Source organism: Pelomonas caseinilytica, assembly GCF_021353235.1.
Taxonomy (GTDB): Bacteria; Pseudomonadota; Gammaproteobacteria; order Burkholderiales; family Burkholderiaceae_C; genus Pelomonas; species Pelomonas caseinilytica.
On sequence record NZ_JAJTWT010000017.1, the window covers coordinates 23,420 to 36,910 of the forward strand.

Consider the following 13,491-nt stretch of genomic DNA (forward strand, 5'->3'; position numbering starts at 1 on the left):
ATGCCGAAATGACCGGCCCGCGGCGGGGACAATGGCCGCCATGCAGCTCCTCAGCGTCAACACCGCTCGCGCCGAGCGCTTCGTCGCGATCGACGGCCAGAGCGTCGTCTCCGCCATCCGCAAGCGTCCCCGCGACGGCCGCATCGCCGTAGGCCCTCTGGGCCTGGAGGGCGACGAGCAGGCCGACCCCAGCGTCCACGGCGGTCTGGCCAAGGCGCTGTACGCCTATCCGCAGGAACACCGCGCCTTCTGGACGACGGTGCGCGGCCAGGCCCAGGTCGCGGGCGCCCTCGGGCCGGGCGACATGGGCGAGAACCTGACCCTGGCCGGCCTGCTCGAAAGCCAGGTCTGGCTGGGCGACGTCCTGGTGTTCCCGGACTGCGAGCTCGTCGTCTCCGAGCCCCGCTATCCCTGCTTCAAGTTCAACGCCCACATGGGCTTTAACCAGGCTTCCAAGCTGATGGCGCAAAGCGGCTATTGCGGCTTTTACCTGGCCGTGCGGCGCGAAGGTTCGATCGCCGCTGGCGAGACGTTCGAGCGCATTCCCGGCCCGCGCGAGGTCGGCCTCGTCGAGCTGTTCAAGGCGCGGATGAAGAAGTGATGCCCGGCCGCCGTTCCCTGCTCGCCGCGGCGGCGCTGGCGCCGCTGGCCGCGCGGGCCGCACCGGTGCTGCAGGTGGGGCCGGGCCGCGCGGTCAAGTCCCTGGCCGCGGCCGCCAGGCAGGCCCGCGACGGCATGGTGGTGGAGGTCGATGCCGGCGACTACGTGGCCGACGCCGCGACCTGGCCCCAGCACGAACTCACGCTGCGCGCCGTGGGCGGACGGGTGCGGCTCATCGCCGCCGGGATCAACGCCCAGGGCAAGGGCCTGTTCGTGACGACGGGCCGGCGCCAGCGCATCGAGGGCTTCGACTTCATCGGCGCGGCCGTGCCCGACCGCAATGGCGCGGGCATCCGGCTCGAAGCGGGCTCGCTGACCCTCGTCGACTGCAGCTTCCGCGACAACGAGAACGGCCTGCTGACGGCCAACGACGAGGCCATCGAGCTCGACATCGTGGACTGCGACTTCGGCCCCATCCTGCCCCGCGACGGCCGCACCCACAACCTCTACGTCGGCGCCATCCGGCGGCTGGCCGTCACCGGCAGCTGGTTCCACCACGGCCTGCACGGCCATCTGCTCAAGAGCCGCGCGGCCCTCAACCACATCCTCTACAACCGCCTGTCCGACGAGATCGGCGGGCGGGCGAGCTACGAGCTGGAGTTCCCCAACGGCGGCGTCGCCGTCGTGATGGGCAACCTCATCATGCAGAGCTCCACCACCGAGAACCCGCACGTGATCTCCTTCGGCGTCGAGGGCGCCACCTGGCCGCGCCAGGCCCTCTATCTCGTCCACAACACCCTGGTGGACCAGTTGCCCAGCGGCGGCATCTGGCTGCGCGTCACGCCGCCCCAGGCCGAGGTCATGCTGGCCAACAACCTGCTCGTCGGCGCACCGCGCCTGGCCGCCGAAGGACACTGGACGCGGCGCGCCAACTTCAGCGCCGACTGGGACGAGTTCGTGCGCGCGGCGCGCGACGACTGGCGGCTCAAGCCCGGCTCCGAACTGCGCGGTCGGGCGCAGGACATGGGCGTGGCCGAAGGCCTGCGCCTCAGCCCCTCGCGGGAGTACCGGCACCCGCGCGGCAGCGTGGCCCTGGCCGGGCCGGCGCGCCACCCGGGCGCCTTCCAGTCCTGAGCGGCGTCAGGCGTAGGCCTGGCGCGCCGTGGGGTAGTCGGTGTAGCCCGTGACGCCGCCTCCGTAGAAGGTGTCCTTCTGAGGCTGGGTCAACGGCAGGTCCTCGCGCAGCCGCTCGACCAGGTCGGGGTTGGCGATGAAGGGCCGGCCGATGGAGACGGCATCCGCCCGGCCGCTCGCCACGGCGTCGAGCGCCGCCGCGCGGTCGTAGCCGTTGTTGGCGATGTAGGGACCGCCGAAGCGGCGGCGCAGCTCGGCGTAGTCGAAGGGCACGTTGTCGCGCGCGCCGCCGGTGGCGCCCTCCACCACCTCCAGGAAGGCCAGTTTCAGCGGCGCGAGCCGGTCGGCGACGTGGTTGAACAGCGCCTGCGGATCGCTGTCCTGGCCGATGTCGTTGCTCGGCGTCACGGGCGACAGGCGCAGTGCCGTGCGGCCCGGGCCGATGGCCGCGGCGATGGCGGTCATCACTTCCACCAGCAGCCGAGCGCGGTTCTCGATGGAGCCGCCGTAGGCGTCGGTGCGGTCGTTGGCGCTGTCGCGCAGGAACTGGTCGAGCAGGTAGCCGTTGGCGCCGTGGACCTCCACGCCGTCGAAGCCGGCCAGCATGGCGTTCTTCGCCGCCTGCACGTAGTCGGCGATCAGCGCCGGGATCTCGTCGGTGCGCAGGGCACGCGGCTCGTCGGTCGGCACGAGTTCGCCGTAGGCCGCGTAGGTGCGCGTCTTGGCGGCACGGGCGGTGGACGACACGGGCTGCTGGCCGCCCGGCTGCAGGCTCTTCAGCGAGATGCGGCCCACGTGCCAGAGCTGCACGACGATCTTGCCGCCGGCGGCGTGCACGGCGTCGGTCACCTGCTTCCAGGCGGCGATCTGCTCGGGGCTGTGGATGCCGGGGGTGTCGAAATAACCCTGGCCGTCGGGACGGATCTGGGTCGCCTCCGTGAGGATCAGCCCCGCCCCGGCGCGCTGCCGGTAGTACTCGACGTGCAGGGTGTTGGGCGTTTGCCGCGTGGCGCGGTTGCGCGTGAGCGGCGCCATGACGACGCGGTTGGCGAGTTCGATGTCGCCGAAGCGGGCGGGGTCGAAGAGGGTGGGCATGGTGGAAGGTGGCAGGAACTGCGAGGCGGCGAAGACTACGCACGCCGGCCCGCCCCTGCGGGCCGTGCGGTTGCCCGCGACTGTGATACATGCGCCGAGCGCGCTGTTTGCGCTGACTCAAGGCTTGGCGTCTTGCGCGCCGCGTGTTGGCGACAATCGGGCCATGCTCGCCTACCGCCACGCCTTTCATGCCGGCAACCATGCCGACGTCCTCAAGCACCTCGTGCTGACCCGCGTGCTGCGCTACATGGGCGAAAAGGACAAGCCCTACACCCTCGTCGACACGCATGCCGGCGCGGGCGGCTATTCGGTCGAGGGCCGCTACGCGCAGAAGAACGCCGAGTACGCCACCGGCATCGCGCGCCTGTACGACAGCTCCGACCTGCCCGAGCCGCTGGCCGATTACGTGAGCCTGGTGCGGGCCTTCAATCCCGACGGCCAACTCCGCCAGTACCCCGGCTCGCCGGCCATCGCCAACATGCTGCTGCGCCCGACCGACCGGCTGCGCGCCTACGAGCTGCACCCAACCGACCACCGCATCCTGGCCAGCTATCTCGAAGGCCGGCCCAGCACCCAGGTCAGCGACCGCGACGGCTTCGCTGCCATCAAGGGCGAGCTGCCCTCGCCGACGCGGCGGGCGGCGCTGTTGATGGATCCTCCCTACGAGCTCAAGACCGACTACGTGAAGGTGCTGTCGGCCCTGCGCGAGGCGCTGGAGCGCGCGCCGGACACGGTGGTCATGGTCTGGTACCCGCAGCTGCAGCGGCTCGAATCGACCCAATTGGCCACCCGGCTCAAGGCCAGCGCCGACGCCCTGGCCAAGAAGGGCTGGCTGCACGTGCGCCTGACGGTGGCTCAGGCGGACGAGCGCGGCTTCGGCATGCAGGGCAGCGGCATGTTCGTCGCCAACCCGCCTTTCACCTTGCACGATGAGCTGGCGGAGTGCCTGCCGCTGTTGGTGGAGAGGTTGGGGCATTACGACGGGGCGAGTTATGTGCTGGAGCAGAAGGTGGTGTGAGGGGGCCTTTTGCGGTTCGTTGAGTCGGTTGGTGGCGTGCTTTTGCGTGAGGCCTTTGCAACTCGGTGCTTTTTAGGTTGGTTGCTTTTGCTGAGAGCCTTTGCGACTCTCTGCACCGCCGCGGGAATCCGCCCCGCGAGGGCGGGTAACTTTTCTCTGTCGGCGCCAGAGAAAAGTCACCAAAAGAGAGGCGCTTTAAAGCGAGCCCTCTGGCGCGCTTAACGCTCAGCCCGGGCAACAGGCGACCCGCTTCGCTCTCGCCACTGTCCTTGTGACGAGCCCGATGCCTCCACCGTCCGTGCGCCTAACGTCGGCTGCACGCCGAACTCACGAGTTGAACGCAAGCGCCGCTCGGGCGGCGCGTCGTGGCGTGTGGTGCCTTCATTGGTGAGCCCGGCGTGCAGCCGGCGTTAACCGGCGTGAAGGTCCGATGCGTGGTGCTCGGCATAGGGACAGCGGCGAGAGCGCAGCGGGTCGCCTCTCGGCGCTTCTTGGCGTTCAACGCATCAGGGCGCTGGATTTAGAGCGCCTCTTCTTTGGTGACTTTCTTCTGGCGCGACAGAAGAAAGTTACCCGCCCTCGCGGGGCGGATTCCCGCGGCGGTGCACCGAGTCGAAAGGCTCGACGCAAAAGCCACCCGACCAAAGCCAATGCACCGAGTCGAAAGGCTCTCAGCAAAGCAGCCCGACCGAAACCGCACCGACCCGCAACGGCTCGTCAACCCGAGCAGTCCCAGCCCGCCCCGCTGATTTAAGCTGCGCCCCGTCCTTCACCCCAGCCCCCGCATGAGCGACAGCAGCAAACCCGTCACGATGGAGCAGATCGCCGCGCTCGCCGGCGTCTCCACCATCACGGTCTCGCGGGCGCTGCGTGACAGCCCCTCCGTGACGCCCGCCACGCGCGAGCGCATCAAGACGCTGGCCGAAGCCGCCGGCTACCGCTTCAACCACCACGCCCGCAACCTGCGCCTGCGCCGCAGCCACATGGTCGCCGTCATGCTGGAGATGCAGCCCGACGCCGACCGCCCCATGACCGATGCCTACCCGCTGCAGCTGCTCGGCGGCATCACCCAGGAGCTGACCTCGCGCGGCTACAGCGTGCTGCTGTCGGCCATGCAGAGCCCCGGCCAGGGCATGGCCGCCTCGGCCGACGGCCTCATCCTGCTCGGCCAGGGCGCCAACGGCTCGGCGGTGAAGTCGGCCGCGGCCATGGGCCTGCCCCTGGTCGTCTGGGGCGCCGAGCACGGCCGGGGTGACGCCATCGTCGTCGGCGGCGACAACGCCCACGGCGGCGCCAGCGCGGCCGAACGGCTGCTGGCCCTGGGCCGGCGCGAGCTGCTCTTCCTGGGCGACGTGCGCCACGCCGAGATCCGCGACCGCCAGCAGGGCTTCGTCAAGGCGCTCAAGCGGGCCGGCCTCAAGGCCCAGACGCTCACGCCCGCGGCCTTCACCTTCGGCGCCGGCTTCACCGCCGTGCAATCCCACCTCGCCAAGGGCGGCAGGGCCCCAGACGGTCTGTTCGCCGCCAGCGACCTGCTGGCCATGGGCGCCGTGCGCGCCTTCACCGACGCCGGCCTGGCCGTGCCCGACGCCGTCTCCGTCATCGGCTACGACGACTCCCCCGCCGCCCAGAGCTTCGCGCCGCCCCTCACCAGCGTGCGCCAGGACTGGCACCACGGCGGCGTGCTGCTGGCGCGCAAGGTGCTGGACCTCATCGCCGGCCAGGACACCGCCAGCGAGATCATGCCGACCGAACTCGTCGTTCGGTCGACCTGAGGCGGCCGCCGGGCGGACAATCGCCGCCCATGAGCACACAAGACCTCTCCGACGCCGAGTTCGCCGAACTCGACGAACTCCTCGCCGCCACGCCCGCGCCCCTGCAGCCGCTGGACGCCTCGATGCTGGACGGCTACCTGTGCGGCGTCATCGTGCAGCCCCGCCTCATCGAGATCGACGAGTGGCTGCCCAACATCTTCGACTACGACGGCGGCCGCCTGCCCGAGAGCGTCGACGCCACCTGGCTGGACCGGCTGACCCAGCTCGTCGAGCGGCGCCACGCCGCCCTCAACCGCGGCCTCGTCGAGGACGGCTGGTTCGATCCCGTCATCCTCGACATCGACGAGGCGCAGACCCCCGAACCCATGCCCGAGGACGCCACCGAGGAGGAGCGGGCCGCCCGCGAGAGCTATGACGCCCTCGGGCCCATCTCGCGCGCCCTCATGCCCTGGGTGGCCGGCTTCCAGCACGCGGCCCTGTGCTTCCCCGAGCTGGCCGACCTGCCCGACGACGCCATCGCCGCCGCCCTGGCGCGGCTGTACCGCCACCTGCCGGCCGAGACGCCCGAGGAGAAGGAGGTCGTCGCCACGCTGGATCGCGAGCACCCGCTCAAGGACCTGGACGACGCCATCGAGGAACTGGTCGTCACGGTCGCCGACCTGGCCGACCTCACCGAACAGGAGCGCTATCGCGTCGAGACCATCCGGCGCGACACGCCCAAGGTTGGCCGCAACGACCCCTGCCCCTGCGGCTCGGGGCGCAAGTACAAGCAATGCCATGGCAGCAACTGAGGCACCGAGGGCCAGGCGGCCGGCACCTGGCGCCCGGCCCGGTGCCCGACTGACTTGAAGCTGCAACTGCTGTCCGACCTGCACCTTGAGACCGAGTCCTACCCGCCCGTGCCGGCTCCGGGCGCGGAAGTGCTGGTGCTGGCGGGCGACATCGACACCACCTGGCGCAGCCTCGAGCTCTTCCGCGGCTGGCCGGTGCCGGTGCTCTTCGTGCCGGGCAACCACGAGTTCGACGGCCGCGACGTGGACGAGGCCCGCGAGGCGCTGCGCCGCCACGTGCAGGCGCTGGGCCTGCGCATGCTCGATGACGAGTCCGTCGTGCTGACCGATGCCCAGGGCCGGCGCGTGCGCTTCGTCGGCTGCACGCGCTGGTGCGACTTCGACGCCTTCGGGCCTTCGGGCCGCGAGCGGGCCATGCGGGCCGGCGGCTACTTCCAGAAGGTGATGAAAGCCACCCGGCATGGCCAGCCGTTCGACGTGGACGCCGTGCGCGCCCTGGCGCTGGAAAGCCGGGCCTGGCTGGCCATGGAGCTGGCCCGCGCCGGCGACTGGGACGCCACGGTCGCCATCACCCACTTCGCGCCCAGCCTCAAGAGCGCCGACCCCCGCTACGGCCGCCAGCCCGGCACGGCCAGCTTCTGCAACGACGACGAAGACCTGCTGCCGTGGGCGCAGCTCTGGCTGCACGGCCACCTGCACTGCCGGCACGACTACCGGCTGGGCGGCAAGCGCATCGTCAGCAACGCGCGCGGCCACGTGCGCAAGGGCGAGGCCGACGGCTTCGACGGCTTGCGCGTCACGGAGGTGTTCGCTTCGGCCTGATGCGCAACGCCCAGGCCACGCCGGCCACCAGCAGGGCCACGCCCGCCAGGGTCAGCGGCGACGGCTGGCGGCCCGTCCAGGCAAAGGCATAGGCCAAGGCGGCGAGCGTCTCGAAGACGATGAGCTGGCCCGACAGCGAGGTCGGCAGCCGCTGGCTCGCCTCGTTCCAGCACAGCGTGCCCAGCCACGACGAGCACAGCCCCACGGCCAGCATCAGGCCGACGTAGGCCAGCGGCCGGTCGCCGAGTGGGAAGGCCTGGCCGGCCTGCGTCAGCGTGCCCGGCGCGGCCAGGTGCACCAGGGTCAGCAGCAGGGCGCCCGCCAGCGCCATGGGCAGCGTCACCATGCCCTGGGCCGTGGCCCAGGCCCGCGGGCTGCGGTCCGCATGGGCGCGCAGCCAGTCGGCGTTGCGGATGGGATACCAGGTCCAGCAGGCCACCGCCAGCACGGCCAGGCCGGCCCCTTCGGCGTAGCGGCGCGGGTCGCCGGCCTGGGCCTGAAGGGCGCGCAGCTCCTCGCGGTTGACGCAGGCCAGCCCGGCGGCGATGAGGGCCAGCGAGGGCGCCAGCTTGCGCCATGGCAGGTGGCCGTCGCGCACGCGGTTGCGGTGGTTGGCGCAGACGGCGATGACGACGGGCAGCGTGCCGATGATCATGGTCGGCAGCGGCGCGCCGGCGCGCTGGATGGCGGCCGACAGGCAGAGGTAGTACAGGAAGTTGCCCACCAGGCTGAGCCGGGCGGCCTCCCACCAGTCGGCCGCCTGCAGCTCGCGCAGCGGCCGGCGGTCCAGTGCCAGGCCCAGGGGCAGGGCGATCAGCCCGAAGGCCAGGTAGCGGCCCACCGTCAGCTGGGCGGGGGCATAGCCGGGCAGCATCACGGGCGCCACGAACACCAGCCCCCACATCAGCCCGGCGGCGAGGGCGAACAACAGACCGAAGAGCATGGCCGCATCATCGGGGATGGCGGCGGCCGGGGCCGGCTCAGAACCGCGCGGCCACGGCGGCGCGCTGCGCGGCGTCGTAGTGCAGGCCGAGCTTGCTGCGCCGCCACAGCACGTCCTCCGCGCTGCGCGCCCATTCGCGCTCCACCAGGTGGCGCAGTTCGGCCTCGAACAGGCCCGGCGCGACCTCGCCGCCCGGCGATGCCAGCAGGGCCGGCGCCTCGCTGCCGTAGGCGAAGGCCAGCCGCGCGACGGTGGCCGCATCCACGCGCGGATGGCGGGACTGCAGCTCCGCGGCGAAGCCGGCGATGTCCACGCCATGCCGGCCGAGGTCGCCGCCGGGCAGGCGGGCGCCGTGCGTCCAGGGCCGGCGGGCGTCGCCCAGCAGGGCGCCGAGCTGGCCGGCGCCGTCCTCGGCCAGCTTGCGGTAGGTCGTGAGCTTGCCGCCCCAGACGTTGAGCAGCGGCGCACCGCCGGCCGCGTCCGCCTCGAGCAGGTAGTCGCGCGTCACGCTCGAGGCCGAGCCGCCTTCGTCCAGCAGCGGCCGCACGCCGGCATAGCTCCACAGCACGTCCGCCGGCCGCACCGGCTCGGCGAGATAACGGCTGGCCTGCTCGCAGAGGTAGTCCACCTCGGCCGCGTCGATGGCGGCGCGCCCGGGCGGGTCCTCGTGCTCGGGCAGCTCGACGTCCGTCGTGCCGATCAGCGTGAACCGGCCCTGGTAGGGGATGGCGAAGAGGATGCGGCCGTCCGCGTTCTGGAAGATGTAGGCATGGTCGTGCGCGAAACGCGCGGCCACGACGATGTGGCTGCCCTTGACCAGGCGCAGGCCTCGCGCCGCCAGCGGCTGCCCGGCGGCACCTTGCGCGTGGTCGCGCAGGAAGCGCTCGGCCCAGGGCCCCGCGGCGTTGACCAGGGCGCGGCTGCGCAGGCGGCGCCCGCCCTGCAGCGCCAGTTCCCAGGCCTCGGCGCCGCGCACGGCGCGCGTGACGGCACAGCGCGTCAGCACCTCGGCGCCGCGGGCCCGCGCATCCTGGGCGTTGGCGACGACGAGGCGGGCGTCGTCCACCCAGCCGTCGGAGTAGGCGAAGCCGCGCGTGAACTCGGGCTTGAGCGGCGCGCCATAGACGCTGCCCCGCAAGCGCAGGCCCTGCGAGCCGGGCAGCAGCTCGCGGCGGGCCAGGTGGTCGTAGAGGAAGAGCCCGATGCGGATCATCCAGGCCGGCCGCAGGTGCGGCGCATGCGGCAGCACGAAGCGCAGCGGCTGGATGAGGTGGGGCGCGCTGCGCAGCAGCACCTCGCGCTCCTGCAGGGCCTTGCGCACCAGCGAGAACTCGTAGGTCTCCAGGTAGCGCAGGCCGCCGTGCACCAGCTTGGTCGAGGCGGAGGAGGTGTGTGCCGCCAGGTCGTCACGTTCGGCCAGCAGCACGCGCCAGCCACGGCCGGCCAGGTCCCGCGCCAGGCCGGTACCGTTGATGCCGCCTCCCACCACCACGACGTCAAAATCGTCCATGCAACCACTCTAAATGACCGCCATGGATGCTCTGCTCGCGCTGGACCAGGGAACCTCGAGTTCGCGGGCCCTGGTGTTCGACCGTTCCGGCCACCTGCTGGCGCTGGCCCAGCGTGAGCTGACCCAGCATTACCCGCACCCCGGTTGGGTCGAGCACGACGCCGAGGAGATCTGGGCCGGCCAGCTGGCCTGCGCCGAGGAGGCCCTGGCGCGCGCGGGCGTGAAGGTGGCCGCCATCGGCATCACCAACCAGCGCGAGACCACCGTGCTGTGGGACCGCCGCACCGGCCAGCCCCTGCACCGCGCCCTCGTCTGGCAGGACCGCCGCACCGCCGGCCTGTGCGAGCAGTTGAAGGGCCAGGGCCTGGAGCCGCGCGTGCGCGAGCTGACCGGCCTGGTGCTGGACCCCTACTTCTCGGCCACCAAGCTGCGCTGGCTGCTCGACCACGTCGACGGCGCCCGCGAGCGCGCCGAACGCGGCGAGCTGGCCTTCGGCACCGTGGACAGCTGGCTGCTGTGGAAGCTCACCGGCGGCGCCGTCCACGCCACCGACGTGAGCAACGCCTCGCGCACCCTGCTCTTCGACATCCACCGCGGCGACTGGAGCGACGAGCTGCTCGGCCTCTTCGGCATCCCGCGCGCCCTGCTGCCCGAGGTGCGCCCCTCGGCCGGGGGCTTCGGCCAGGCGGCGGCGTTCGGCGCCCCCATCGCCGGCATCGCGGGCGACCAGCAGGCCGCCCTCTTCGGCCAGGCGGCGCTCGCGCCGGGGCAGGCCAAGAACACCTATGGCACCGGCTGCTTCCTGCTCATGCACACCGGCGGCGAGGCGCGCGCGTCCACGCAAGGCCTGGTCACGACGCGGGCGGCCCAGGTCGGCCCGGCGCCGCAGTTCGCGCTGGAAGGCAGTGTCTTCGTCGGCGGCGCCGTCGTGCAGTGGCTGCGCGACGGCCTGCGGGCCATCGGCGGCAGTGGCGAGGTCCAGGCCCTGGCCGAGAGCGTGAGCGACGCGGGCGGCGTGATGTTCGTGCCCGCCTTCGCCGGCCTCGGCGCGCCCTACTGGCGGCCCGACGCCCGCGGCGCCCTGCTCGGCCTGACGCGCGGCACCACCCAGGGTCACATTGCCAGGGCCGCCCTGGAAAGCATCGCCTTCCAGAGCGCCGCGGTGCTCGCCGCCATGAATGCCGACGTCGGCGCGGCCGATCGCCTGACGGAACTGCGCGTGGACGGCGGCGCCAGCGCCAACGACCTGCTGATGCAGTTCCAGGCCGACCTGCTCGGCATCCCGGTGCTGCGGCCCCGCGTCATCGAGACGACGGCCCTGGGCGCGGCCCTGCTGGCGGGCCTGGGCGTCGGGCTCTACGGCTCGGTGGCGGACATCGGGGCCATCTGGCAGCTCGAGCGCGCCTTCGAGCCGCGCATGTCGCGCGACGAGGCCGGCGCCCGGCTGGCCCAGTGGGACCGGGCCGTGCGCCAGGTGCTGGCGCCCTAGACGGCTTCGGCGCCGCCGCTGCTCTCCTGGGCCAGCAGCACGAACAGGACGATCCAGCCGACCAGCGGCACCAGGGCGATCAGCTGCCACCAGCCGCTGCGGCCGGTGTCGTGCAGCCGCCGCGTGGCCGCGGCGAGGGAAGGCAGCAGGGTGCCGATGGCGAAGACGCCCGACAGGGCGTGGCTCACATAGGACAGCGCGGCCGAACCGAGCAAGATGAAGAGGAAGAACCACCAGTACTCGGAGCGACTCGCACGGCCGCTGAAGTCGGCGTATTTCTTGAAGCAGATCTGGATCGATTCCTGGAAGGTCATGTCCTCATCCCGGGAGGTGGTGATGCCGGGTGCATGCTAGGGCCAGGCGCCGCCGCCCGCACCCCCTCAAAACCCGAGGCTCTCGCCCGCGCCGGCCAGCGTCGCCACCCCGAGCAGGGCGAAGATCACGGCCGCCACCGTGTGCACCAGCTTGACCGGCAGTTTCTGCGCCAGCTTGCCGCCGATGAGCACGGCCGGCACGTTCGCGACCATCATGCCGAAGGTCGTGCCGGCGACGACGCCGAGGAAGTCGTGCGGGAAGCGCGCCGCCAGCGCCACGGTGGCGATCTGCGTCTTGTCGCCCATCTCGGCCAGGAAGAAGGCGATGACGGTGGTCAGGAAGACACCGTGGCCGGGCTTGGGCGCGTCGTCCTCGTCGAGCTTGTCGGGGATGAGCATCCAGCCGGCCATCGCGAGGAAGGACAGGCCGAGGATCCAGCGCAGCACGGTCGGCCCGATGAATCCGGTGAGCCAGGCGCCGAGGGCGCCGGCCGCGGCATGGTTGAAGACGGTCGCGACGAAGATGCCCAGCACGATGGGCACCGGCCGCCTGAAGCGGGCCGCGAGCATGAAGGCGAGGAGCTGGGTCTTGTCGCCGATCTCGGCGAGGGCCACCAGGCCGGTGGCGATCAGGAAGGCTTGCATCGAGGCATTGTCGATGGAGTCTTCGGCCACCTCCGACTGCTGACAGACGCTGACGGCTCAACCGAGCAGCATGCGGGCTTTCGGACGCTGGAGGCCCCATGGCGGCTGCCGACTTTTCCAGACCCGACCGTGCCGGACCCGCTCAGGGATGGGAGCCCGTTGGTTGCACCGGGGCGGGCCGGCTGCGCCCTGGGCGGGGGCGGCGGGGCCCCGGCGAGGGGCGCGTGCCGGTGGCGACGAAGAGCTGGCCGGGTGCGAGCGATGGCTGCGGGGCGCTGATGGCGCCCAGGGTGGCCAGGTCGAGCCCGCAGGTGCCGCGGGCATGGGAGGCGTAGAGGGCCATGGGGGTGTTCGACGTCGTTGCCGGTGACCCCTGTCTTTCGCAAGGGTCGTGCCTGCTCATCCACAATGGCCCACTATGCGCCGCGCCGACCGCCTCTTCCAGATCGTCCAGCTCATCCGCGGGCGCCGCCTCACGACGGCCGACTACCTCGCCCAGAGGCTGGAGGTGTCGATGCGCACCGTCTACCGCGACATCGCGGCGCTGGGCCAGCAGGGCGTGCCCATCGAGGGCGAGGCGGGCGTGGGCTACCGCATGCGGGCCGGTTTCGACCTGCCGCCGCTGATGTTCAGCAAGCAGGAGGCCCAGGCCCTGGTCGCGACGGTGCGCATGGCCGAGTCGCGCCTGGACGCCGCCCTGGCCCGCCAGGCCGAGAACGCGCTGTCCAAGATCCTGGCCGTGCTGCCGCTGGATGCACGCGCCGCGGCCGAGAGCCTGGCCCTGTACGCGCCGCTGCCCGCGCTGGACCCGGCCACCAGCGCCCACCTCACCGCCATGCGCGAGGCCACGGAGGCGCGGCGCAAGCTGAAGGTCGGCTACCTGGACCTGGGCGGCGTGCGCAGCGACCGCGTCGTGCGCCCGCTGGCCTGCCTGTTCTGGGGGCCGGTGTGGACGCTGGCCGCCTGGTGCGAGCTGCGCGGCGATTTCCGCAGCTTCCGCGTCGACCGCGTGGAGACGCTGGAGGTGCTGGACGAGGCTTTCCGCGACGAGCCGGGCAAGACGCTGGCGGACATGAACCGCCAGCGGGAGGCGCAGGAGTGTGGATGAGGTGGGTGTGAAGCCCCTCGTCCGGGCCCGCGGCTGAACGCCAGCGGGCCCGGCCGGTCTGGCAGACCGCGCAGCCGACGGAGCGGCTGCTCTTCGGCAGGCACGACAAGTCCTCAGGACTTGCCGTGTCCGGCCTCAGCCCCCAAGGGGACGGCGACGCTTGCGGCATTGAGCCGCAAGCACATCGCCTGCGGGCCGGCCCGGGAACTGGAGTCGGACACAAGCAGTCCCTGCGGACTGCTTGTGC

The 13,491-nt window shown here is 72.0% G+C and carries 14 protein-coding genes; 8 read left to right on the forward strand and 6 right to left on the reverse strand.

The annotated features are described in order from the left end of the window. Nucleotides 1-40: 40 nt before the first annotated feature. On the forward strand, nucleotides 41-601 hold the full coding sequence (locus tag LXT12_RS24700) for an MOSC domain-containing protein (protein WP_233394965.1): 561 nt from the start codon (nucleotides 41-43) through the stop codon (nucleotides 599-601). Beyond that, a complete protein-coding gene (locus LXT12_RS24705) occupies nucleotides 601-1,734 on the forward strand; it encodes a right-handed parallel beta-helix repeat-containing protein (protein ID WP_233394966.1) in 1,134 nt (377 codons plus the stop codon). The genes LXT12_RS24700 and LXT12_RS24705 overlap by 1 nt, the downstream gene beginning before the upstream one ends. A 6-nt stretch (nucleotides 1,735-1,740) precedes the next feature. On the opposite strand, the gene LXT12_RS24710 is transcribed toward LXT12_RS24705, so the two are convergent. Further along, nucleotides 1,741-2,829 (reverse strand): alkene reductase, encoded by a 1,089-nt coding sequence (locus LXT12_RS24710; protein ID WP_233394967.1) that lies wholly within the window; start codon nucleotides 2,827-2,829, stop codon nucleotides 1,741-1,743. A 163-nt stretch (nucleotides 2,830-2,992) separates the two neighbouring features. Here LXT12_RS24710 and LXT12_RS24715 point away from each other — a divergent pair, with 163 nt between their 5' ends. The 4 genes from LXT12_RS24715 to LXT12_RS24730 all read left to right on the forward strand — a co-directional run bounded on the left by LXT12_RS24715 (nucleotide 2,993) and on the right by LXT12_RS24730 (nucleotide 7,235). Beyond that, a complete protein-coding gene (locus LXT12_RS24715; RefSeq protein WP_233394968.1) occupies nucleotides 2,993-3,847 on the forward strand; it encodes a 23S rRNA (adenine(2030)-N(6))-methyltransferase RlmJ in 855 nt (284 codons plus the stop codon). Nucleotides 3,848-4,632: 785 nt separating this feature from the next. After that, nucleotides 4,633-5,622: a substrate-binding domain-containing protein gene (locus tag LXT12_RS24720; RefSeq protein WP_233394969.1), complete on the forward strand. Its 990-nt coding sequence runs from the start codon at nucleotides 4,633-4,635 to the stop codon at nucleotides 5,620-5,622. A 29-nt stretch (nucleotides 5,623-5,651) separates the two neighbouring features. Then, complete coding sequence (locus tag LXT12_RS24725; RefSeq protein WP_233394970.1) at nucleotides 5,652-6,413, forward strand: YecA/YgfB family protein; 762 nt, start codon at nucleotides 5,652-5,654, stop codon at nucleotides 6,411-6,413. Nucleotides 6,414-6,467: 54 nt separating this feature from the next. Further along, complete coding sequence (locus LXT12_RS24730; protein ID WP_233394971.1) at nucleotides 6,468-7,235, forward strand: metallophosphoesterase; 768 nt, start codon at nucleotides 6,468-6,470, stop codon at nucleotides 7,233-7,235. On the opposite strand, the gene LXT12_RS24735 is transcribed toward LXT12_RS24730, so the two are convergent. Together LXT12_RS24735 and glpD are read right to left on the reverse strand one after the other, a co-directional pair. Next, nucleotides 7,210-8,178, reverse strand: coding sequence for a DMT family transporter (locus tag LXT12_RS24735; RefSeq protein ID WP_233394972.1), 969 nt, complete (start codon nucleotides 8,176-8,178; stop codon nucleotides 7,210-7,212). The two genes, LXT12_RS24730 and LXT12_RS24735, sit on opposite strands and share 26 nt — an antisense overlap. 37 nt (nucleotides 8,179-8,215) lie before the next feature. Further along, nucleotides 8,216-9,688, reverse strand: coding sequence for a glycerol-3-phosphate dehydrogenase (glpD, locus tag LXT12_RS24740; RefSeq protein WP_233394973.1), 1,473 nt, complete (start codon nucleotides 9,686-9,688; stop codon nucleotides 8,216-8,218). A 22-nt stretch (nucleotides 9,689-9,710) separates the two neighbouring features. On the opposite strand from glpD, the gene glpK reads away from it, so the two are divergent. Then, nucleotides 9,711-11,177, forward strand: coding sequence for a glycerol kinase GlpK (glpK, locus tag LXT12_RS24745; protein WP_233394974.1), 1,467 nt, complete (start codon nucleotides 9,711-9,713; stop codon nucleotides 11,175-11,177). Here glpK and LXT12_RS24750 read toward each other — a convergent pair. The 3 genes from LXT12_RS24750 to LXT12_RS24760 all read right to left on the reverse strand — a co-directional run bounded on the left by LXT12_RS24750 (nucleotide 11,174) and on the right by LXT12_RS24760 (nucleotide 12,479). Continuing rightward, complete coding sequence (locus LXT12_RS24750; RefSeq protein WP_233394975.1) at nucleotides 11,174-11,491, reverse strand: DUF805 domain-containing protein; 318 nt, start codon at nucleotides 11,489-11,491, stop codon at nucleotides 11,174-11,176. The genes glpK and LXT12_RS24750 overlap by 4 nt on opposite strands. 66 nt (nucleotides 11,492-11,557) lie before the next feature. Then, nucleotides 11,558-12,136: a TMEM165/GDT1 family protein gene (locus LXT12_RS24755; RefSeq protein ID WP_233394976.1), complete on the reverse strand. Its 579-nt coding sequence runs from the start codon at nucleotides 12,134-12,136 to the stop codon at nucleotides 11,558-11,560. Between the two features lie 142 nt (nucleotides 12,137-12,278). After that, nucleotides 12,279-12,479, reverse strand: coding sequence for a hypothetical protein (locus LXT12_RS24760; protein WP_233394977.1), 201 nt, complete (start codon nucleotides 12,477-12,479; stop codon nucleotides 12,279-12,281). A gap of 75 nt (nucleotides 12,480-12,554) precedes the next feature. On the opposite strand from LXT12_RS24760, the gene LXT12_RS24765 reads away from it, so the two are divergent. After that, on the forward strand, nucleotides 12,555-13,244 hold the full coding sequence (locus LXT12_RS24765; protein ID WP_233394978.1) for a helix-turn-helix transcriptional regulator: 690 nt from the start codon (nucleotides 12,555-12,557) through the stop codon (nucleotides 13,242-13,244). Nucleotides 13,245-13,491 lie beyond the last annotated feature (247 nt).